General features: G+C 73.6%; 17 protein-coding genes. 10 read left to right on the top strand and 7 right to left on the bottom strand.

The window, feature by feature from the left end:
- Positions 1–34: 34 nt before the first annotated feature.
- A complete protein-coding gene (locus ABD644_RS16380; RefSeq protein ID WP_344690052.1) occupies positions 35–1,129 on the bottom strand; it encodes an EAL domain-containing protein in 1,095 nt (364 codons plus the stop codon).
- Between the two features lie 172 nt (positions 1,130–1,301).
- On the opposite strand from ABD644_RS16380, the gene ABD644_RS16375 reads away from it, so the two are divergent.
- Positions 1,302–4,145 carry a SpoIIE family protein phosphatase gene (locus ABD644_RS16375; RefSeq protein WP_344690051.1) on the top strand — a complete coding sequence of 948 codons (2,844 nt, stop codon included), beginning with the start codon at positions 1,302–1,304 and terminating at the stop codon, positions 4,143–4,145.
- Here the strand turns inward: ABD644_RS16375 and ABD644_RS16370 are convergent.
- Complete coding sequence (locus ABD644_RS16370; protein WP_344690050.1) at positions 4,142–4,846, bottom strand: trimeric intracellular cation channel family protein; 705 nt, start codon at positions 4,844–4,846, stop codon at positions 4,142–4,144. The two genes, ABD644_RS16375 and ABD644_RS16370, sit on opposite strands and share 4 nt — an antisense overlap.
- Before the next feature lie 96 nt (positions 4,847–4,942).
- Here ABD644_RS16370 and ABD644_RS16365 point away from each other — a divergent pair, with 96 nt between their 5' ends.
- A complete protein-coding gene (locus ABD644_RS16365) occupies positions 4,943–6,475 on the top strand; it encodes an amidase (RefSeq protein ID WP_344690049.1) in 1,533 nt (510 codons plus the stop codon).
- A 102-nt stretch (positions 6,476–6,577) separates the two neighbouring features.
- Here ABD644_RS16365 and ABD644_RS16360 read toward each other — a convergent pair whose 3' ends face one another.
- Both ABD644_RS16360 and ABD644_RS16355 read right to left on the bottom strand, forming a co-directional pair.
- The gene (locus ABD644_RS16360) at positions 6,578–8,632 is read right to left on the bottom strand and encodes an acyl-CoA dehydrogenase family protein (RefSeq protein WP_344690048.1); all 2,055 of its coding nucleotides are present in this window, start codon (positions 8,630–8,632) and stop codon (positions 6,578–6,580) included.
- Entirely contained in the window at positions 8,629–9,366 is a 738-nt protein-coding gene (locus ABD644_RS16355) for a TetR family transcriptional regulator (RefSeq protein WP_344690047.1), read from the bottom strand. Before ABD644_RS16355 ends, ABD644_RS16360 begins: the two co-directional genes overlap by 4 nt.
- Before the next feature lie 60 nt (positions 9,367–9,426).
- Here ABD644_RS16355 and ABD644_RS16350 point away from each other — a divergent pair, with 60 nt between their 5' ends.
- The 3 genes from ABD644_RS16350 (at position 9,427) to ABD644_RS16340 (ending at position 13,051) form a co-directional block, all read left to right on the top strand.
- On the top strand, positions 9,427–10,740 hold the full coding sequence (locus tag ABD644_RS16350; RefSeq protein ID WP_344690046.1) for an acetyl-CoA C-acetyltransferase: 1,314 nt from the start codon (positions 9,427–9,429) through the stop codon (positions 10,738–10,740).
- An 86-nt stretch (positions 10,741–10,826) separates the two neighbouring features.
- Positions 10,827–12,182, top strand: a complete 1,356-nt coding sequence (locus ABD644_RS16345) for a 3-oxoacyl-ACP reductase (protein ID WP_344690045.1) — start codon at positions 10,827–10,829, stop codon at positions 12,180–12,182.
- Positions 12,182–13,051: a MaoC family dehydratase gene (locus ABD644_RS16340; protein ID WP_344690044.1), complete on the top strand. Its 870-nt coding sequence runs from the start codon at positions 12,182–12,184 to the stop codon at positions 13,049–13,051. Before ABD644_RS16345 ends, ABD644_RS16340 begins: the two co-directional genes overlap by 1 nt.
- A gap of 15 nt (positions 13,052–13,066) precedes the next feature.
- Here the strand turns inward: ABD644_RS16340 and ABD644_RS16335 are convergent, their stop codons facing one another.
- Complete coding sequence (locus ABD644_RS16335; protein ID WP_344690043.1) at positions 13,067–13,927, bottom strand: hypothetical protein; 861 nt, start codon at positions 13,925–13,927, stop codon at positions 13,067–13,069.
- Between the two features lie 298 nt (positions 13,928–14,225).
- Between ABD644_RS16335 and ABD644_RS16330 the strand changes: the two genes are divergently transcribed.
- The 5 genes from ABD644_RS16330 to ABD644_RS16310 are packed head-to-tail and all read left to right on the top strand — an operon-like array spanning position 14,226 to position 19,672.
- Positions 14,226–15,749 carry an ABC transporter substrate-binding protein gene (locus tag ABD644_RS16330; RefSeq protein WP_344690041.1) on the top strand — a complete coding sequence of 508 codons (1,524 nt, stop codon included), beginning with the start codon at positions 14,226–14,228 and terminating at the stop codon, positions 15,747–15,749.
- Positions 15,746–16,687: an ABC transporter permease gene (locus ABD644_RS16325; RefSeq protein WP_344690161.1), complete on the top strand. Its 942-nt coding sequence runs from the start codon at positions 15,746–15,748 to the stop codon at positions 16,685–16,687. Before ABD644_RS16330 ends, ABD644_RS16325 begins: the two co-directional genes overlap by 4 nt.
- Positions 16,684–17,586, top strand: coding sequence for an ABC transporter permease (locus ABD644_RS16320; RefSeq protein ID WP_344690039.1), 903 nt, complete (start codon positions 16,684–16,686; stop codon positions 17,584–17,586). The genes ABD644_RS16325 and ABD644_RS16320 overlap by 4 nt, the downstream gene beginning before the upstream one ends.
- Positions 17,583–18,674: an ABC transporter ATP-binding protein gene (locus ABD644_RS16315; RefSeq protein WP_344690037.1), complete on the top strand. Its 1,092-nt coding sequence runs from the start codon at positions 17,583–17,585 to the stop codon at positions 18,672–18,674. The genes ABD644_RS16320 and ABD644_RS16315 overlap by 4 nt, the downstream gene beginning before the upstream one ends.
- Entirely contained in the window at positions 18,671–19,672 is a 1,002-nt protein-coding gene (locus tag ABD644_RS16310) for an ABC transporter ATP-binding protein (protein ID WP_344690035.1), read from the top strand. The genes ABD644_RS16315 and ABD644_RS16310 overlap by 4 nt, the downstream gene beginning before the upstream one ends.
- Positions 19,673–19,715: 43 nt before the next feature.
- On the opposite strand, the gene ABD644_RS16305 is transcribed toward ABD644_RS16310, so the two are convergent.
- Positions 19,716–20,912, bottom strand: coding sequence for an MFS transporter (locus ABD644_RS16305; protein ID WP_344690034.1), 1,197 nt, complete (start codon positions 20,910–20,912; stop codon positions 19,716–19,718).
- The gene (locus ABD644_RS16300; RefSeq protein WP_344690032.1) at positions 20,909–21,718 is read right to left on the bottom strand and encodes an IclR family transcriptional regulator domain-containing protein; all 810 of its coding nucleotides are present in this window, start codon (positions 21,716–21,718) and stop codon (positions 20,909–20,911) included. Before ABD644_RS16300 ends, ABD644_RS16305 begins: the two co-directional genes overlap by 4 nt.
- Positions 21,719–22,013 lie beyond the last annotated feature (295 nt).

Below are 22,013 nucleotides of genomic sequence, written 5' to 3'. Positions count from 1 at the left end.
AGCCGCCCGGGTGGGCGGTCGGAGCTCGGGGCCGTCACGTCGGACGGCGGGCCGTGGTGAGGTCCTCGATCCGCAGCAGCCCCAGGACGGCGCCGGTCGGGTCGGTGCACAGCACGGGGTCGAAGCGCTGCGCGGGCGGGCGGGTCAGCGCCCGCCGGAGGGTCTCGTCGACCCCGGCCGAGGGGTGCACCCGCAGCGACACCGGCGCCCGGTAGACCTCCCCGGTGCGGGCGTCGCGCAGCAGCATGGCCAGCGGCTCGCCGAGGGGCCCGACCACGACGGCGGGCGGCGGCACGGTCGCGTCGTCGTCGTCCTCGTACTGGCGGACCGGGCGGAGCAGGCTGGCGACGCTCTCGGTGAGCCGCACGCGGGCCGCCTGCGCGGTGACGAGGCGGACCACCTCGGGGGCCAGCGGCGCGAAGCCGGCCGACGGCCGGCCGAGCACCCAGCCCTGGCCCAGGGGCACGCCCAGCCGCATGAACGCGGCCAGCTCGGCCGCCGTCTCCATGCCCTCGGCGAGCAGCCAGGCATCGATCCGGCCGGCGAACTCGCCGACCATCTCGGCCAGCGCCATGCGCACGGGGTCGGTGTCGGCGTCGCTGACCAGGGCGCGGTCGAGCTTGACCACCTGGGGGCGCAGCACGGCCAGCTGCTGCAGACCGGAGTAGCCGGACCCGGCGTCGTCCAGCGCGATCAGGGCGCCGCGCTCGCGCAGGTCGAGCGTCTGGCGGCGCAGTGCGTCGAGGTCGTCGACGGGGGTGTGCTCGGTGAGCTCGACGACGACGCGCCGCAGGTCGGGGCGGGTGGCCAGGGCGTCCTGCACGGGGGCGGTGCCGAGCAGGTGCGGGCTGACGTTGACGGTCAGGAACGTGTTGTCCGGGAGCGAGGGCACGGCGGCCAGCGCCGTGTGGATCGCGAGCGCCTCGAGCTCCGCGGCGACGCCGGCCTCCGCGGCGGCGGCGAACCAGACGTCGGGGCCGCTCGTCCCGGGGAAGCGGGCGAGCGCCTCGTAGCCGGCCACCGTCGCGGCGGCGAGGTCGACGATCGGCTGGAACGCGAGCGTGAGGTCGTCGGGGTCGGCGAGCAGCGGGCGGCAGTCCGGCAGCGCTGCCGTGTGCGTCCCGAGCATGCACTGGTCATCGGTTCCGGGGGCCCCGCGCTTGACCAGGGGTGACCTGGCTCACCCGGTCGAGGGAGGGGTGAGGCCGACCCGCGGGACCCGCCGGGCGGATCCCGGCGTGACAGGATGGGCGACTGCGCGCCCGTCCGGTGCGCGCAGCCGCCGCGGGGGAGGAGGTCGGGTGTCCGTGCCCGATGCCGTGCCGTCCCCGGCGGACGCCGGCGCCGAGGACCCGCTGCGCGACGCCCACCGGATCGCCGCCGCGCGGCGGCTCCTGGTCGAGGTGGGTGGCGCGGCGGCGTTCGACCGGCTCTCCGGCCTGGCCGCGCGGCTGGTGGGCGCCGGCCACGCCAAGGTCACCCTGTTCACCGACCAGGACATCGTCGTCGGCGGCTACGGCCTGCCGCCCGGCGTGATCGGCGGGCCGGCCCTGCTCACCGGGGCGCTGTCGGCGATCGTCGTCCGCGAGGTCGCGCCGCTGAGCCTGCCCGAGGCCTCCGCCGACGCGCGGGTGGCCGCGCTGCCGGCCGTCACCTCGGGTCAGGTGCGCGCCTACCTCGGCGTGCCGCTGATCGCGGCCTCCGGTCACGCGGTCGGCGCGCTCGCGGTCTACGACCCGGAGCCGCGCGCCTGGTCCGACGACGAGACCGAACTGCTCGTGCAGCTCGCCGCGTCCGTCGTCGCGGAGCTGGAGCTCTCCGCCGCGCGGTCGGCCGTCGGCACCTCGACCGCCCGTCTCGACGTCGCCCTCGAGGCGAGCTCCATCGGCATCTGGGAGAGCGACCTGCACTCCGGCGTCATGTACTGGGACCAGCGGTGCGCGGCGCTGTTCGGCCTGGAGGGCGCCACCGAGCACCGCTCGCTCGAGGACGTGCTGACCCAGCACATGCATCCCGACGACCACGCCGGCATCCGCGACACCATGGCCGAGGCCATCGAGACCCGCGGGCAGTTCACCGCCGAGGCCCGGGCGCTGCGGCCCGACGGGTCGGTCCGGTGGGTGGTCACCCAGGGGCGCGTCGTCACCGACCCCCGCGGCGAGCCGGTCCGGGTCCTCGGCACGATCCTCGACGTCACCGACGCCCGCCGGCAGGCCGAGCAGCGGCTGGCGGCGTTCCACCGGGCGACGGCGATCGCGGAGGTCGCCGCGGAGCTGGCCAACGCGGCGCGCATCGAGGACCTCGCCGAGATCGTCCTGCGCGGCGCGCGGGTCCTGGGCGCCCAGTCCAGCGCGCTGGCCATCTTCGACCCCGGCGGTGGCCCGCTCCGGCTGCACATGACCCGCCGCCTGGCCGACGAGGTGCAGGAACACGTCGACTACCCGGTGGCGGGCGTCGAGATCGACCTCGACGACGGCCAGCCCACGCAGTACGCGGCCATGCACGGCCGCCGGGTGCTGCTGAGCAACCGCGAGGAGTTCCTCGCCCGCTTCCCCGCCTCCCGCGAGGGCCTGGACGTGCTCAACCTCAGCGCGGCGGCGGCCCTGCCGCTGCGCGTCGAGGGGCGGATCCTCGGCTCGTTCGTCGCGCTGTGGAAGGACGCCCACCCCTTCGCGTCCGACGACGTCGAGGTGCTCGAGGCCCTCGCCGCGCAGATCGCCCTGAGCGTCTCGCGCCTGCAGGCCGACGTGGAGCGTTCCGCGGCGGTCGCGGCGATGGCCGAGGCGAACCAGCGGCTGCAGCTGCTCGCCGAGACCGGTCGGGTGCTGTCGGGCACGCTGGAGATCGAGGAGCAGATCGAGCAGCTGGCCGAGCTCGTCGTCCCCGAGCTCGGCGACTGGTGCTGGCTCGTGGTCACCGACGAGCAGGGCCGGCTCTACGAGCTGGGTTCGGCGCACCGCGACCCCGCCCGCCGGGAGGAGGTCGAGGCCTACGTCCGGTCGATGGTGTCGGTGATGACCGACTCGGCCGGCGCCCGGGTGGTCACCCGGACCGGGGAGCCCCTGGTCATGGACACTGTCCCGTGGGAGTCCGTGGAGCGCGCGATCCCCGACTCCGCAGTCCGCGAGGCCCTCGCCCGGCTCGGCGCGGGATCGGCCACGGTGGTCCCGCTGACCGCCCGCGGGCACACGCTCGGCGCTCTGGGGTTGTTCAACCGCGAGGAACGCGGGGCGCTGAACAGCGACCAGGTGGAAACCGCGATCGAGATCGGCCGCCGGGCCGGCCTGGCCCTGCACCACGCGCGCCTGTTCGGTCAGCAGCGCGACCTCGCCGTCGCGTTGCAGCGCAGCATGCTCACCGACCCGCCCGAGCCCGACCACTCCGAGATCGTGGTGCGCTACGTGCCCGCCGCGGCCGGGGCCGAGATCGGCGGCGACTGGTACGACGCGTTCCTGCAGGCCGACGGCGCCACCGTGCTGGCCATCGGCGACGTCGTCGGCCACGACACCCGGGCCGCCGCGGCGATGGGTCAGGTCCGGGGGCTGCTGCGCGGCATCGGCTTCTCCAGCGGCGGCTCCCCCGCGGAGATCCTGTCCGGGCTCGACCGCGCCATGCAGGGCCTGGCCCTGGACACGATGGCCACGGCGCTGGTCGCCCGGCTCGAGCAGGACGGCGAGGACCTCCGGACGGGCATCACCCGGTTGCGCTGGTCCAGCGCCGGGCATCCCTCCCCGGCGATGCTGACCGCCGGGGGGACGGCGTCGATGCTGGCCGAGGACCCCTCGGACCTGCTGCTGGGCGTGGCGCCGCAGAGCGCGCGCACCGAGCACGTGGCCGTCATCGAGCGGGGGGCGACCGTGCTGCTGTACACCGACGGGCTGGTCGAGCGGCGCGACCGGGACCTCGACGAGGGCACCGCCGAGCTGTGCAAGGTGCTCGAGGAATGTGCCGGGCTGCCGCTGGACGAGTTGTGCGACCAGGTGCTCGAGCGCCTGTTCCTGCCCGACGCCGAGGACGACGTCGCCATCCTCGCCGTCCGCCTGCACCCCCAGGACGAGCCCCGCCCGCCGGAGGCGGGGCCGCAGCGAGTGCCCGAGAACATCGAGCCGACCCCCGCCGTCCGCCCGGAGGCCGGCAGCTCCTAGCGCCGACGGCGTCGCCGGTGCGTCAACCGGCTGCGCGTGCGCTGCGGCAGGTCGACGGCGACCGGCGCCTCCCACCCCCGCCAGACCGACAGCACCCGCAGGGCCGCCACCAGCACGATGACCGCGGCCGCGACGGGCAGCGGGTCGAGGCCGACCGGCCCGGCCAGCACGGCGAGCACGGTGGCGCCGATCAGCGCGGCGACGGCGTTGTAAGGGCCCGGCTGGATGATGTCGGCGCGCTGGGCGAGCAGCACGTCGCGGATGACCGCGCCGCCGACCGCCGTCAGCGTCCCGATGAACACCACCGCCGGGGTCGACATCCCCAGGATCTGCGCCTTCTGCGCGCCGATGACCGTGAAGAACCCGAGCGTGATCGCGTCGAGGACGACGAGCAGCCCGGTGAGCCGCGACAGCCAGCCCGAGAAGAAGAACGTGACCGCGGCGGTGATCGCGACGGTCGGCAGGTAGGCCCGGTTGGTCAGCGCCACGGGTGGCAGGTCGCCGAGCAGGACGTCGCGGATCAGCCCGCCGCCCAGCCCGCCGCTGACGGCGAGCAGCAGGACGCCGGACACGGCGAACCCCTCGCGGGCGGCCAGCAGCCCGCCGGTCAGGGCGCCGACGACGATGGCGGCGAGGTCGACCGCGGCCGGGATCCGCAGCGCCTCCGCTGCGGCCATGACGTCGACGGGGGAGACCTCCACGGGAGCATCTTCCTGGTCCCGCTCGACGACGGCTGCGGGGCGAGCCGGACGTCGCTAGCTTTCAGGGACCCCGTCGTCTCATCCCTGGAGATCCCCATGGCCGTACGCCCCCCGGACAAGGACGAGCTCGGCGCCCTCGCGCGCGGCTACGGGATGGCGCTCAGCGACGCGGACCTGGAGACCTACACGCTGCTGGTCGGCGGCAGCTTCAGTTCCTACGACGCCGTCGAGGAGCTGTACGCCGAGCTGGCCCCGAAGACCTCTGCGGCACGCGAGGCGACCCGACCCGAGGACGCCGACAACCCCCTGGGCGCCTGGTACGTGCGGACGGACATCCAGGGTGCCGACCACGGCCCGCTGGCCGGGCGGACGCTGGCCGTCAAGGACAACATCGAGGTCGCCGGCGTGCCGATGATGAACGGCTCGCACACGCTCGAGGGGTTCGTGCCGAGCCGGGACGCCACGGTGGTCAGCCGGTTGCTCGAGGCGGGGGCGTCGGTCGCGGGCAAGGCCGTCTGCGAGGACCTCTGCTTCTCCGGCGGCAGCCACACCTCGGTCACCGGGCCGGTGCGCAACCCGTGGGACCCGACCCGGACCACCGGGGGCAGCTCGAGCGGCAGCGCGGCGCTGGTCGCGTCGGGGCAGGTCGACCTCGCGCTGGGCGGCGACCAGGGTGGCTCCATCCGCATGCCGTCGGCGTTCTGCGGGATCGTGGGGCACAAGCCCACCCACGGGCTGGTGCCCTACACCGGGGCGTTCCCGATCGAGCTCACCCTCGACCACCTCGGGCCGATGACGCGGACCGTGGCCGACGCGGCGGCCATGCTCGACGCGATCGCCGGGCGGGACGGCCTCGATCCCCGCCAACCCGCGGGCCTGGCGCCCGAGCAGTACGCGGCGGCGCTCGACGGGAACGTGTCGGGGCTGCGCGTCGGCGTCCTCGGACAGGGCTTCGGGTGGGAGGAGCTCTCCGAACCGGGCGTCGACGACACCGTCCGCTCGGCCGCCGGGCGGCTGACCGAGCTGGGGATCGAGGTGGTCGACGTCGACCTGCCCTGGCACCGGCACGCGATGCACGTCTGGAACGTCATCGCCACCGACGGCGCCACCGTGCAGATGGTCGACGGCAACGGCTACGGCCACAACTGGGCCGGTCTCTACGACCCCGAGTTGATCGCCTACTACGGCCGGCAGCGGCGGCAGACCGCCGACCGGTGGTCGCCGACGGTCACCCTGGTGGCGCTGGCCGGCCGGTGGTCGATCGAGCAGGAGCAGTCGCGGCACTACGCGATGGCCCGCGACCTCGCCTTCGAGGTGCGGCGTCAGTACGACCGGGCGCTGGAGGACGTCGACCTGCTCGTGCTTCCGACGGTGCCCATGGTCGCCCCGCCGATCCCTGCCCCCGACGACCCGCTGGAGGTCCGGATCGCCCGTTCGCTGGAGATGATCGTCAACTGCGCGCCGTTCGACGTCAGCGGACACCCGGCCACCAGCGTGCCGGCCGGTCTCTCCGACGGGCTGCCGGTGGGCATGATGCTGGTCGGCAAGCGATTCGCCGACGCGACGTGCCTGCGGGTGGCGCACGCGTTCGAGCAGCTGGTCGGGGGCTTCCCGACGCCGCCTGCGTGACGGCCGCTGTCCCCGCAGTTGATCATCGGCTGCGTGCCCGGCGGGACGGCGCGCCCGACCGTGTCTCGTGCACGCAGCCGATGATCAACTCCCCCCGGCCGATCACTGGGCCGGGGCGACCTCCAGGTCGGTGGCGCTCTCCCCGGAGGCCTGGCTGCCCTCGGCCTCGGCGCGGACCTCGGCGTCGCGGGCGGCCATCGCCTCCTGGCGGCCGGGCTCCTCCTCGAGGATCTTCGCCGCCTTCCACTCGGCCGGGATCGCGAAGGCGTCGACCAGCGTGATGATGTGCGGCCGCAGCTCCCGGAGCAGCTGGTTGACCGTGCTGGTCAGCGTCTTGGCACGCGACGGCGTGAGCTGCCCGTGCTCCAGGAACCACGCCTTGTCGGCCTCGATCGTCGACAGCGCGTAGAGGTCGCACACCTTGTCCATCAGCGCCTGGGCGCCGGCGTCCTCGGTGCGGTCGACGCCGGCCACGAACGCCTCGAGGACGACGCGGTCGATGTGCGTCTGCGCCGTCTTCAGCACGTGGTCCTGCACGTCGTTGAACATGTCGAAGGGCGCCATGCCCTCGGTGGTCGAGTTCTTGCGCAGCCGCCGGATCGCGCCCTCGAGCGCGTGCTTCTCGCGGAACTCGAACATCTTGAGCTGCCAGCCGCGGTCGAGCATCGGCACCTCGTCGTCCCGGCCGGGGACGGCGTCGATCAGCCGGGCGATCAGCGCGCGTGCCGCCGTCCGCTCGAGCACGGTCTCGCGGACCATGTCGGCGATGAAGCCGACCTTGCCCCAGCCCTCGAGCGAGCCGAACGTGTCGCGGTAGCCGGTGAGCAGGCCCTTGGCCACCAGCTGCAGCAGGACGGTGTTGTCGCCCTCGAACGTGGTGAACACGTCGGTGTCGGCCTTGAGGTGGGGCAGCCGGTTCTCCTGCAGGTAGCCGGCGCCGCCGCACGCCTCGCGGCACATCTGGATCGTCCTGGTCGCGTGCGCGGTCTGGGCGACCTTGAGCCCGGCGGCCCGCGACTCCAGCTCGCGCTGGGCGTCCTCGTCGAGGACCTTGCCGTCGACGTGGGCGGCGGTCTGGACGTCGTGCATCGTGGCGACCAGCTCGTCCTGCGCGAAGTGCAGCGCGTAGGTGGTGGCCAGGGCCGGCAGCAGCTTGCGCTGGTGCACGAGGTAGTCGTTGATCACGATCTCGCGCTCCTCGCCCGGGGCGGCGAACTGCCGGCGGGCGTCGCCGTAGCGGGTGGCGATGTCGAGCGCGAGCTTGGTGGCCGACGACGCCGACCCGCCGACGCTGACCCGGCCGCGCACCAGCGTGCCCAGCATGGTGAAGAAGCGCCGGGTCTCGTTCTCGATGCTGGACGTGTAGGTGCCGTCGGCGGCGACCTGGCCGTACCGGTCGAGCAGCATGTCGCGCGGGACGCTCACGTGGTCGAAGGTCAGCCGGCCGTTGTCGACGCCGGGGAGGCCCGCCTTGGGGCCGTCGTCGCCGATGGTGACGCCGGGCATCGCGTTGCCCTGCTCGTCGCGGATCGGCACCAGCCAGGCGTGCACGCCGTGGTTCTTGCCCTGGGTGATCAGCTGGGCGAAGACCACCGCCATGCGCCCGTCCTTGGCCGCGTTGCCGATGTAGTCCTTGCGCGCGGCCTGGTGCGGGGTGTGCAGGTCGAACGTCTCGGTGGCCGGGTCGTAGGTACAGGTGGTGCGCAGCTGCTGGACGTCGGAGCCGTGCCCGGTCTCGGTCATGGCGAAGCAGCCGGGCAGGTCGAAGCTCATGACGTCGCGCAGGTACTTGTCGTGCTGCCGCTTGGTGCCCAGCAGCTGCAGGGCCCCGCCGAACAGGCCCCACTGGACGCCGGCCTTGACCATCAGCGACAGGTCGCCGAAGGCCAGCATCTCGATGGAGGTGGTGGAGCCGCCGGCGTCGTCCTGACCGCCGTAGGCCTTCGGGAAGCCGAGCCCGACGCGGCCGCTCTCGGCGAGCTTCCTCGCCGCGCGGGTCACCCGCTCGCGGGCCTCCTGCATGGTCTCGCCGTAGACCGGGAGGAAATCGGGGTCGTCGAGGTTCTCGCGGGCGTCGCGGCGCACGTGCGCCCAGCGCCCGTCGAGGACGGACTGCAGGGCCTTCGGGTCGACGGAGCTCGGCACGGTGCTGGTCACAGGTCCTTCTCCTTGCTGGTTGCGGGGCTGCGGGGAGGTGCGGATGTCACGACGCCGGACAGGCCTGCCCAGGCGAGATCGGTCAGGTGTGCGGCGAGTTCGGTGCGCAGCATGGGGCGATCGGCGCGCAGCCACCAGTCGGCGGCCGAGCGGACCAGGCCGACGACGCCGTGCCCCCAGGGGGCGGCGGCCGCCGGATCGCCCCCGGCCTGGTGCAGCGCGACGCTGATCGCGGCCGCGGCCTGCTCGCCGACGAGGTCGGACAGGTTCTGCATGGGATCGCCCTTGTCCGGGCCGAACTGGCCGTTCTGGCCCTGGGGGTGGACCACGAACCGGTACAGCTCGGGGTCGGCCTCGATGAACGCGAGGTAGGTGTCGATGGCCGCGGCCACCATCTCCCGCGGCCGGCTGCTGCTCTCGATCGCCGTGCGGAGCTTGGGCAGCAGCTGCGACGCCACCCGGTTGCAGACCGCCACGTAGAGCTCGGCGCGGTCGGCGAAGTGCCGGTAGACGACGGTCTTGCTGGTGCCCGCCTCCGCCGCGATCTCCTCCATGCCGACGCCGGCGCCGTGCTTGCCGACGGCGGCCAGGGTCGCCTGGACGAGTTGTTCGCGGCGCTCGCGCCGGTGCTCGTCCCATCTCGAGTCGCGGCGATCGCGTGTTTCAGCGATCTTGTGCGACAGATCCGTCGCAGGTTCGCCCTGCGACGAGCGTCTCACCGCTTCGGCTTTCATGTTACGAACGGTACCGCGTACTCTGAGTACCGGCCAATCCACCCGACCTCGGAGGTCCCAGTGGCTGACACCTCGAAGCCCGCGACGCGCTCGAAGCCCGCGACTCGTCAGGCGGCGATCGTCGGCGGGAACCGCATCCCGTTCGCGCGCTCCAACTCCGCCTACGCCCAGGCGTCCAACCAGGACATGCTGACCGCGACGCTCGACGGGCTCGTCGCCCGCTTCGGCCTGCAGGGCCAGCAGGTGGGCGAGGTCGTCGCCGGCGCCGTCCTCAAGCACGCGCGCGACTTCAACCTGACCCGCGAGAGCGTCCTCGGCTCGAAGCTGTCGGCCACGACGCCGGCCTACGACGTCCAGCAGGCGTGCGGCACCGGCCTCGAGGCCGCGATCCTGGTCGCCAACAAGATCGCCCTGGGGCAGATCGAGTCCGGCATCGCCGGGGGTGTCGACACCACGTCGGACGCGCCGTTGGCGGTCGGCGACGACCTGCGCCGGATCCTCATCTCGCTGAACAACGCCAAGACGCTCCAGGACCGGCTCAAGGTGCTGGCCAAGATCCGGCCGGGGCACCTCGCGCCGGAGATCCCGCGCAACGCCGAGCCGCGCACCGGCCTGGCGATGGGCGACCACGCGGCGATCACCGCGAAGGAGTGGGAGATCGGCCGCGAGGAGCAGGACGAGCTCGCCGTCCGCTCGCACCACACCATGGCCGCCGCCTACGACCGCGGCTTCTTCGACGACCTGGTCACCCCGTTCCTGGGCCTTGCCCGGGACAACAACCTGCGGCCGGACTCGTCGCTGGAGAAGCTCGCCAAGCTCAAGCCGGTCTTCGGCAAGGGTGAGGGCGCCACGATGACGGCGGGCAACTCGACGCCGCTCACCGACGGCGCCTCGGCGGTGCTGCTGGCCTCCGACGAGTGGGCGCAGGCGAAGGGCCTGCCGGTGCTCGCCCACCTGGTCGACGCGCAGACCGCCGCCGTCGACTACGTGCACGGCGGCGAGGGCCTGCTCATGGCGCCGGTCTACGCGATGCCGGTGATGCTGGCGCGCAACGGCCTGTCGCTGCAGGACTTCGACTTCTACGAGATCCACGAGGCCTTCGCCTCCACGGTGCTCTCGACCATGAAGGCCTGGGAGGACCCGGCGTTCTGCAAGGGCAAGCTCGGTCTCGACGCGCCGCTGGGCTCGATCGACCGCTCGAAGCTCAACGTCAACGGCTCGTCGCTGGCCGCGGGGCACCCGTTCGCCGCGACCGGCGGCCGGATCGTCGCCCAGCTCGCCAAGACGCTGCACGAGGCGGGCCCGGGCAAGCGCGGTCTCATCTCGATCTGCGCCGCCGGCGGCCAGGGCGTCGTCGCCATCCTCGAGTCCTGACCCCCTCCCCGTTTTCGGTACCGAAAGCTCCCGCTCAGCGGGTCGCTTTCGGTACCGAAAGCGTGAAATCCCGAAAGGACAGTCCCGTGAGTGACTGGTACCGCGACTTCGCGAACTCCGGCTTCGGCACCACCATCACCAAGCAGCTCGGCCTGCCCCGCCCCGCCGTGCTCCGCCGCTACGAGCCGGGCGAGCCGCTGCTCCCCGGCCCGGTGGTCATCGGCTCGGCGGGCGAGGGGCGGCTGCGCGAGCCGCTGACCCAGCTCCTGCACGCCGCGGGCATCCACGTGCAGTCGCCGGTGACCGCCGACGGCGCCACGGACGGCGAGAAGCCCGCCGCGGTGATCCTCGACGCGACCGGCCTGCGCACCCCCGGCGACCTGTCCAGCGCGCACGACTTCCTCGCCCCGGCGATCAAGCGGCTGCGCCCGTCGGGCCGCGTGCTGCTGCTCGCCGATCCGCCGGCCGACGCCGACTCCCCGGCGCAGGCCGCCGCCCGGCAGGCGCTGGACGGACTGGTCCGGTCCATCGGCAAGGAGCTGCTCAACGGGTCGACGGCGAACCTGCTCTACGTCGCCCCCGGTGCCGAGGGCGCGCTGGCCAGCCCGGTGCGGTTCTTCCTCTCCGGCCGGTCGGCCTACGTCGACGGCCAGGTGGTCACCGTGACGGCGGCCGGCGTGCCCGAGGGCGAGGACGACGAGACGCCGCTGGCCGGCAAGGTCGCCGTCGTCACCGGGGCCGCGCGGGGGATCGGCGCGGCCATCGCGAAGGTCATGGCCCGCGACGGCGCCCACGTCGTCGCCGTCGACATCCCCGCGGCCGGCGACAAGCTGGCCGAGGTCGCCAACGAGATCGGCGGGACGGCGCTGCAGCTCGACATCACCGCGGACGACGCGCCGCAGCGGCTGATCGAGCACCTGCGGGAGCGGCACGGCGGGGTCGACGTCGTCGTCCACAACGCCGGCATCACCCGCGACAAGCTGCTGGTCAACATGGACGCCGCCCGCTGGAACTCGGTCATGGCCGTGAACCTGCAGGCCCAGCTGGACATCACGCAGGCGCTGCTGGACGCCGACGGGGTGCTGAAGCCGGACGCGCGGATCGTCTGCGTCTCCTCGCAGTCGGGCATCGCCGGCAACCGGGGGCAGACCAACTACGCCGCGAGCAAGGCCGGCGTGATCGGGATGGTGCGCGCCTGGGCGCCGCAGTTCGCCGAGCGCGGCGCCACGATCAACGCCGTCGCGCCGGGCTTCATCGTCACCGAGATGACGGCGAAGATGCCGTTCGGCACCCGCGAGGTCGGCTCCCGGATCAACTCGCTGCAGCAGGGCGGGCTGCCGGTCGACGTCGCCGAGACGATCGCCTGGCTCGCGCAGCCGGGCAGCGCCGGGGTCAACGGCCAGACCGTGCGGGTGTGCGGCCAGTCGATGCTGGGGGCCTGATGGCGGTCCCGCAGTTCGACACCAGAGTTCTCGACGCGGCGCCCAACCTGGGTGCCCTCTACGCCAAGGCCGCTCTCACGGCGCGCGGCCGGGGCGGCGACCTGCCCGACGAGCACCTCGCGCGTCACGGCGTCAGCGTCGACCCGGCCCACCTGGCCGCGTACACGCAGGTCTGCCGGCTGCCGCTGTCCGGCGTCCTGCCCGCGACCTACCCGCACATGCTCACCTTCCCGCTGCAGATGGCGCTGATGAGCGACCGCTCCTTTCCGCTCGCCCTGCCGGGCCTGGTGCACGTGCGCAACCGGATCGAGATGCTGCGCCTGATCGGCGCCGACGCGCTGCTCGACCTCGAGGTGTGGGCGGAGCACTACGCCCAGCACCGCAGCGGTGCCGCCGTCGACCTGTGCGCGACGGTCTCCGCCGGGGGGCAGGAGGTCTGGCGGTCGCGCTCGACGTACCTGGCCCGCGGGGCGAAGGCCCCCGAGGGCGCGCCCGAGGCCGACATCGAGGTGGCCGTCGGCGAGCTCGAGCGGGTGGCCGCGACCTGGCGGATCCCCGACGACGCCGGACGGCGCTACGCCAAGGTCTCCGGCGACGTGAACCCGATCCACCTCTCCGGGCTGACCGCGAAGCTGTTCGGGTTCAAGCGGGCGATCGCGCACGGCATGTGGGTGAAGGCCCGGGTGCTGGGGGCGCTCGCGGGGCGGCTGCCCGACGCGATGGCCGTCGACGTCAGCTTCCGCAAGCCGCTCTTCCTGCCCTCGACGGTCACGCTGTCGACGGGCCAGGCCGGCGGCGGGTGGGACTTCGCCGTCCGCAACGCCACGAGCGACACCGAGCACGTGCTCGGCACGATCCGCCCGCTGTAGGTCCGTCCCTCACGATCAGACGATCGCGCCCAGCCCGGCACGCTCCTCGACCACGTAGGCGGGTCCGAGCACCCGGCGCAGCTCGTCGACGGTCATCAGGTAGTCCTCGCGGAAGGCGGCGAACCCGTCGGGCGCGAAGCGCGGCGCGCCCGGGTCGCTCGGATCGCCGGCGTACCGCGCGACGAGGTCCTGCACGTGCCTGGCCAGGGGCAGCGGCACCGGCAGGTCGAAGTGGTCGACGGGGCGGCCCCAGCGGGCCGCCGTCGCCGGGTTCGCGGCCCACAGCAGGTGCCCGGGGCGCCCGTCGAAGCCGGTCCGGAGCCGGAACCGCGGCGGGCGGACGACGACGACGGTCATGAGCGAGTCGTCCCATGCCGCGTCGGGCTCCTCGAGGCCGCGGCGCACCCGGTCCAGGACGCCGGCCAGCCCGCTCCGCTCGTCGACCCGTTCCTCCCGCGCCTCGGCCGCGATGCCGGCGACCAGCCGGGCCGTCGTCCACACCTCGTCGTCGAGGGCGCCGCTGCGGCCGGGACGCGTCGCGGCGACCAGCAGCTGCGCGGTGTCCCGCCAGCGCGCCACCCGGGCGAGCGCCAGCTGCTCGACGTCCATCCGGCCGTGCCACGGCAGGGGCGGCCCCCAGCCTCGCATCAGGATCGCGTCGAGGACCGTGCGGACCGCGGCCACGTCGAGCTCGGTCGGGCCGGCGGCGCGGCCCGGGACGAGGGCCGGGGGCACGGTCGGGCCGTCGGGGCAGGCGTCGGCGATGTCGATGGCGGCGACGAGCACGCGGTCGACGGCGGCGTCGAGGTAGCGGTCCCGGCTGCCCGGCAGGCGTGCCGACCGGCCCGGGAGCGGCAGCCGCGCGCGAGGGGGCAACGGCGGGAGGCCAGAGCCTGCGGGGACGGGGCGGTTCGGCTCCGGAGGCGGCCCAGCCGGTGGGGGAAGGGGTCCCAGCTCGGGCACGGCCGGAAGCTACTAGCGGCGCACCGGCCGCGGGCCCTTTGCCGCCGCGCCCCGGCGACATTCCTCCCGGCTTCCGGCCCGAACCGTTCTTTGCGAGAAGGTTGCGAACGAGCAACGATCCTGGACAGGACCGGTTTCGGGTGGCCGGTCACGGGGCGTCGGGTGAGGGTCGAGGACGGACCACCTGCACCCGAGCAACCGGAGGCACGCCGTGCGAGTCACCCGATCCCTGGCCGTCCTGGCCGCCGGAACCCTCGTTCTCGGCGCCTGCTCCGGCGGGGAGAGCGTCGACACCGGCGGCGGCGGGGGAGGTGGCGACGACGTCCTGGTGGCGGCGGTCAGCGCGCAGCCCGACCAGCTGGACCCGCACGTCACCAGCGCCTACCCCAGCTTCCAGGTGCTGGAGAACGTCTACGACACCCTCGTCGTCCCCAACGCCGAGGACCTCACGATGGAGCCGAGCCTCGCCACCGAGTGGGAGGTCAGCGACGACCAGCTCACCTGGACGTTCACCCTCCGCGAGGGCGTGACCTTCCACGACGGCAGCGAGTTCGACTCCGCCGACGTCGTCTATTCCTACAACCGGATCATCGACGAGGAGCTCAACAACTCCTACCGCTTCGCCAACGTCGAGTCGGTCGAGGCTGACGGCGCGCAGACCGTCGTCATCACCGTCAGCCAGCCGACCCCGAACCTGCTCGCGCTGATCGGCGCGTTCAAGGGCATGGCGATCCTGCCGGAGAACGCCGCCGAGGACCTCGACCTGACCCGCGAGGCCAACGGCACCGGACCTTTCCAGCTCGAGAGCTCCGACGCGAGCAGCACGGTGCTCACCGCCTACGAGGACTACTGGGACGGCGCGCCGAGCGTCAGCGGGGTGGAGTTCCGCTACATCACCGAGCCGGCCGCGGCCCTGACGGCGCTGCGCAACGGCGAGGTGCACTGGACCGACAACGTGCCACCGCAGCAGGTGGCTGCGCTGGCCGACGACGACGCGGTGGAGCTGGAGAGCACGCCGAGCGTGGACTACTGGTACATGTCCATGAACTTCGACCGCCCGCCCTTCGACCAGGTCGAGGTGCGGCGCGCGATCGCCTTCGCCGTGGACCGCGCGGAGGTCACCGAGGCGGCCCGGTTCGACGCGGCCCGGCCCAACCAGACCGCGATCCCCGAGGACAGCTTCTTCTACAACGACTACGCGCCGTTCGAGCGGGACGTCGCGCAGGCCGAGCAGCTGCTGGCCGACGCCGGGGTGCAGACGCCGCTCACGATGGGCCTGATGGTCACCGACGAGTTCCCCGAGACGGTCACCGCGGCGCAGGTCATCGCCAGCCAGCTCGGGGAGATCGGCGTCGAGGTCGACATCGAGACCCTGGACTTCGCCACCTGGCTGGACAGGCAGGCGCAGGGCGACTTCGACGCGTTCCTGCTCGGCTGGCTCGGCAACATCGACCCCGCGGACTTCTACGAGGCGCAGCACATCACCGACGGCGTCAGCAACTACCAGGGCTACAGCAACCCCGACGTCGACTCGCTGCTCACCGAGGCGGCCACCGAGGTCGACGAGGACGCGCGCAAGGAGCTCTACGACCAGGCCGCCGAGCAGATCGTCGACGACGTGTCCTACCTCTACCTCTACAACCCCGACGTCGTGCAGGCCTGGGCGCCGGGCCTGTCCGGCTACCAGATCCGCGCCGACAAGGCCATCAACTTCGAGAACGTCGAACTGCCCTGACCGGGTACCTGCTCCGCCGCACCGGCCAGTCCCTCGTGGTGCTGGCCGGTGTGAGCGTGCTGGTCTTCTCGCTGATCCACCTGGTCGACGGCGACCCGATCCGGCTGGCGCTCGGCACCCGGTTCTCGCAGGAGACCTACGACGCCCTGCGCGAGCGGTCGGGGCTGGACCTGCCGCTGGTCCAGCAGTTCTTCTCCTGGGCAGGGCATGCCCTGACCGGCGACCTGGGGGTGAGCTTCCGCAGCGGGGAGCCGGTCACGGCGCTGGTGGGCGAGCGGTTGCCGGCGACGCTCACCCTCGCCTTCGCGGCCATCCTGGTCGCGCTGCTCATCGCCGTGCCGCTCGGCACGATCTCTGCGCTCCGGCCGCGATCGGTCATCGACCGCCTGGCCACCGTCATCAGCCAGTTCGGCATCTCGGTGCCCGACTTCTGGATGGCGATCGTGCTCATCCTGGTCTTCGCCGGCACGCTGGGCTGGCTGCCCTCGGGCGGGTACGTGCCGCTCACCGAGGACCCGGGGGAGTGGTTCCGGCGGCTGGTGCTCCCCGCGATCACCACCGGCGTGGTCTCCGGCTCGGTCATCACCCGCTTCGTCCGGTCCAGCGTGCTCGAGGCCCTGGGCGCCGACCACGTGCGGACGGCGCAGGCCAAGGGGCTGCCCGCGCGCCAGGTGTTCACCTGGCACGTCCTGCGCAACGCGCTGCTGCCGCTGGTCACCGTCACCGGCGTGCAACTGGCCTACCTCCTCTCGGGGGTGGTCGTCGTGGAGATCGTGTTCTCCTGGCCCGGCCTCGGGCAGCTGGCGCTCCAGTCGGTCCAGGACCGTGACTACCCGGTCCTGCAGGGCGCCGTTCTCCTGTTCGCGATCGTGTTCCTCGTGATCAACCTGCTCGTGGACCTGCTGTACAGCCGCATCGACCCGAGGATCCGGCGATGACCGGCACGGGGGCTCCGGCGGCGTCCCTGCAGCCGGCCCGGCCGCGCTGGCGGGAGACGCTGGGCCTGTTGGCCCGCAACCCCACGGCGGCGTTCGCCACGGTCGTGCTGATCCTGATCGTCGTCGTGGCGCTCTTCGACGAGACGTTCGCGCCGCAGGGGCCCAACGAGCAGGACATCCCGAACCGGCTGGCCGCCCCCAGCTGGAGTCACCCGTTCGGCACCGACGACCTGGGCCGCGACATCCTCTCCCGCATCATCCTGGGCGCGTCGGTGTCGCTGAAGGTCGGCTTCCTGGCGGTCGGCTTCGCGATGGTGGTCGGCACCACGGTCGGCCTGCTGGCCGGGTACTACAGCCGGTGGATCGGCGACGTGCTCATGCGGGTGATGGACATGCTCTTCGCGTTCCCCGCCGTGCTGCTCGCCATCGCGATCCTCGCCGTCCGCGGGCCGGGCGCGGTCAACTCCGCGCTGGGGATCGGCATCGTCTACGTGCCGATCTTCGCGCGCGTGACCCGCGCCAGCGTGCTCGGCGTTCGGGAGGAGGTGTACGTGCGGGCGTCCCGATCCGTGGGGGCCTCCGACTGGCGGATCCTGACGCGGCACATCCTGCCGAACGCGGCGCCGCCGATCATCGTGCAGACCTCGATCAGCCTCGCCTTCGCCGTGCTCGCCGAGGCGGCGCTGTCCTTCCTCGGCCTGGGCACGCAGCGGCCCAACCCTTCGTGGGGGCTGATGCTGGCCGAGGGGCGCGGCTACATCGACCTGGCCTGGTGGATCGCGTTCTTCCCGGGCATGGCGATCTTCGTGACCGTGCTGTGCTTCAACCTGCTGGGCGACGGGCTGCGCGATGTCCTCGACCCGCGCCAGCGCACGCTCATGGCCGGGAGCGGGCGGTGAGGGGCGGCCGCGGGCAGCCCGCCCCGCAGCCGTTGCTGGACGTCACCGACCTGCGGGTGCGGCTGCGCACTCCGCGCGGGCCGGCACACGTGGTCAACGGGCTGTCGTACAGCGTGGGCCCGGGGGAGACGGTCGCCGTCGTCGGGGAGTCCGGCAGCGGCAAGAGCGTGTCGGTGCTCGCCCTGCTGGGTCTGCTGCCGGCCCGGACGGCGACGGTGACCGGGCAGGCCCTCCTGCAGGGCGAGGACCTCCTCCGCATGTCCCCCGAGCGGCTCCGGCAGGTCCGCGGGCCCGGCGTCGGCATGGTCTTCCAGGACCCGATGACCTCGTTGAACCCGGTGCTCACCGTCGGGCGCCAGATCGTCGAGGGCATCCGCGCGCACGGCGACGTCCCGAAGGCGCAGGCGCGGGCGCGGGCGGTGGAACTGCTTGCCGAGGTGGGGCTGCCCGACCCGGTGCGCGCGGTCGACCGGTACCCGCACGAGCTCTCCGGTGGCATGCGGCAGCGGGTGGTCATCGCGATCGCACTGTCGAACTCACCGGCGCTGCTGATCGCCGACGAGGCCACCACGGCGCTCGACGTGACCGTGCAGGCGCAGATCATCGACCTGGTGGAGAAGCTGCAGGCCGACCACGGCACCGGCGTCATCTGGATCACGCACGACCTGGGCGTCGTCGCCGGGATCGCCGACCGCGTGCTGGTCATGTACGGCGGCCGATGCGTGGAGGACGGCACGGTCGACGACGTGCTGGAGCACCCCGCCCATCCCTACACGAAGGGGCTGCTGGGCGCGCTGCCCGACCTGACGGCCATCGGTCCCGACGGCGAGATCCCCGATCTGGTGACCGTGACCGGCCTTCCCCCGGCGCCGACCGACCTGCCGGCGGGGTGCGTGTTCTGGCCGCGCTGTCCGGTGCGCGCCGACCCGCGGTGCGAGACCGAGCAGCCGCCCCTGGTGCCCGTCGCCCCGCTTCGGAATGGCCGCCTCGGCCCGGATTCCCCGCCCGCCGAGGGCCGAGATGGCCAAGTTGGCGCGGGGCGGTTGCCGCACCGGGCGGCGACGTGGTGTGCGGAGGGCCTGTCGTGAGCGACGTCCTGATCTCCGCCCGCGGGCTCGAGGTGCACTTCCCGCTGCAGGGCAAGGGCGCGGTCCGCGCCGTCGACGGCGTCGACCTCGACATCCACCGCGGGGAGACCCTCGGCCTGGTCGGGGAGTCCGGCTGCGGCAAGTCGACGCTGGGCAATGCCCTGCTGCGGCTGGTGGAGCCGACCGCGGGCACGGTCACCTTCGACGGCGCCGACATGACGGCGCTGGACCGCCGGTCGCTGCGCTCGCTGCGCCGGCGGGCGGGCATGGTCTTCCAGGACCCGTTCGCCTCGCTGGATCCGCGCCGCACGGTGGCCCAGACGGTCGCCGAGCCGCTGGAGGTGCACCGCCTGCGCTCGGGGCGGCGGGAGATCGCCGCCCGCGTCGGCGAGCTGCTGGAGCTGGTCGGCCTCGACCCGGCCGTGGCCGGCCGGTACCCGCACGAGTTCTCCGGTGGCCAGCGCCAGCGGGTCGGCATCGCCCGGGCCCTGGCCGGGGAGCCGGACTTCCTGGTGTGCGACGAGGCGATCGCCTCCCTGGACGTGAGCGTGCAGGCCCAGGTGCTGAACCTGCTCCGCCGGCTGCAGCGGCAGCTTGGTCTCACGCTGCTGTTCATCTCGCACGACCTGTCGGCCATCCGGCACATCTCCGACCGCATCGCGGTCATGTACCTGGGGCGGATCGTCGAGATCGGGCCGGCGACCGCCGTGGGCGCCGACCCGCAGATGCCCTACACGCAGGCGCTGCTGTCCGCCGTCCCGGTGCCCCATCCCGAGCTGGAGCGCACGCGGCAGCGGATCGTGCTGCGCGGCGACGTCCCCTCGCCGTCGGCCGTCCCCTCGGGGTGCCGGTTCCGCACCCGCTGCCCGCACGCCTTCGAGCCTTGTCCCGAGGTCGACCCGGCGCTGCAGGAGGTCGGTGCGCCCGGTCAGCTGGCGGCCTGCCACCTGCACGGCGTCATCGGCACCCCGATCCCCGCTTTCGGTACCGAAAGCTGAGCGGCCCCCCGCAGCTTCCGGTACAGAAAGCGGGGGAGGGGAGTCAGGCGTCGGCGCGGACCAGGCGCGGGCGCCCGGCGGCCAGGCCGGCCGCCAGCTGGGCGGCCAGCACCACCAGCAGCAGCACCAGGCCTGCCGTCCACCCGTCGGTGACGTCGTGCAGCAGGCCGACGGCGAAGGGCCCGGTGGCGGCCACCAGGTACCCCACGCTCTGCGCGGCCGCCGACAGCCGGCCGGTCTGCGCGACGTCGCGGCTGCGCAGCAGCACCAGCGTCATCGCCAGCGGGAACGCCGACCCGGTGCCCAGGCCGTAGAGGACCGCCCACAGCGTCGGCGCCGCGGCCGGCGCGACCAGGAGCCCGACGAGCGCGGCGGCGGTCGGCGCGCAGGACACGAGCACCCACCCGCCCTGGCCTCGGCTGCGGGCGGCCAGCGGGGGCACCACCAGCGAGAGCGGGGCGCCGATCACCGCACCGACGGCCAGCAGCACACCCGCGCGCACGGGCGAGACCCCGGCGTCGCTCTCCAGCACGCCGGGCAGCCAGGTCAGCATCGCGTAGAACGACAGCGACTGGAGCCCGAAGAAGGCCATGACCGACAGCGCGACGCGGTCCCGGAGGATCGCGGTGCGGCGCCCCGGTGCAGGGGGTGGGGTCGCGCGGTCGGGACGCCGGCGCACGAGCAGGGCGACCGCGATCAGCGCGGCCAGCACCGGCAGCGCCCACAGGGCCAGCCCGGCGAGGGCGCTGCCGGTCGCGTCGGCGAGCGGCTGGGCCAGGCCGGCCCCGAGGCTGGCCGACAGCGCCATGGAGCCGGTGGTGGCGCCGACGACGGCCGCGCTGCGGCGGCCGTACTCGGCGCGAGCGACGGCGGGCAGCAGGACGTTGACCACGGCGATGCCGCCGGTGAGGACGACGGTGCCCGCGAACAGTCCCACCACGCCCGCGAGCCGCAGCGCGATGCCGGCCAGGATCACCGCGACGGCGGCGAGGACCGCCCGGTGCAGGCCGAGGCGGCCGGCGAGGGTCGGGGCGAACGGGGAGACCAGGCCGAAGCAGATGAGCGGGAGCGAGGTGACGACCGCCAGCGCCGCGGTCGGCAGGGACAGCTCGTCGCCGAGGTCGTCGAGCACCGGCCCGACGGCGGCGAACGGCCCGCGCAGGCACAGCGCGGCGAGCACCAGCACGGCGGCCGGCAGGAGCGCGACGACTCCGGCCCGCCGGTCGGACTCCGTCGTCACCGGGCGGGGGCGCGGCCCAGGTCGCGCTCGATCTGGGCGACGGCGGCGAGCAGGTGCGGCACGAAGTCGTCCTCGAGCTGGCGCAGCGTCGTCCGGCTGGCGCTCACCGAGAGGTTCACCGCGGCGGTGACCACACCGTCGCGGTTGCGGATCGGGGCGCTCGCCGAGCGCAGCCCCTCCTCCAGCTCCTGGTCGGCCATGGCGTAGCCCTGGGCGCGCACGCGCTCGAGGCGGGCGGCGAGCCGGGCGCGGTCGGTGATCGTCCGGGAGGTCAGCGGCCGGAGGTCCGCGCGCGCCAGGTAGGCGTCGAGCTCGTGCTTCGGGAGGAACGCCAGCAGCACCTGGCCGAGCGAGGTGGCGTAGGCCGGGAAGCGGGTCCCGACCGTGATCATCACCGTCATGATCCGCTTGGTGTGCACGCGGGCCACGTAGACGACGTCGTCGCCGTCGAGGACCGCGACCGACGAGGACTCGTCGACCTTGGCGACCAGCGCCTCGAGGTGCGGCTGGGCGACCTCGGGCAGCGTGATGCCCGACAGGTAGGAGTAGCCGAGCTCCAGCACCCGCGGGCGCAGGGAGAACTCGCGGCCCTCGACCCGGACGTAGCCGAGCTCGACCAGCGTGAGCAGGAACCGACGGGCCGCGGCCCGGGTCAGGCCGGTGCTCCGGGCGACCTCGCTGAGCTGCAGGCGCGGGTGCTGCGCGTCGAAGGCCCGGATGACGGCCAGACCGCGGTCGAGGGACTGCACGAAGTTGCTGTTGCGGACGGGGGAGTCGGCCGAGTCGTCGGCGGCTGCCAGGTCCATATGCTCCTCTTCCGGGTCGGGGCGGCGGGGTGCCGTCCCTGGACGCGAGCGAGTGCGAGCGGGCTCGGCACCGGTCGACGGTGTCGAACGGTTGACGCGAGAGCCCCTCACCTGCAAGCGTTCACATCGCAAACACACGTTCGCAAAGCGAACGGTATTGCACAAGGACTAGTTGCGTGTTGAAGGAGTTTGGGTGCACGGGGACGACGCCGCGACAGCGACGCACACCTCCCCTGCGCGCCCCTGCTCCCGCACGCGCCCAGGAGGATGCTGACCTCGTGCCCCCCTTCCCCTC

This window comes from Blastococcus jejuensis (assembly GCF_039534705.1).
Lineage (GTDB): Bacteria > Actinomycetota > Actinomycetes > Mycobacteriales > Geodermatophilaceae > Blastococcus_B > Blastococcus_B jejuensis.
Note: the sequence above shows the minus strand (reverse complement) of the source record. Positions and strands in the feature narration are given on the sequence as shown.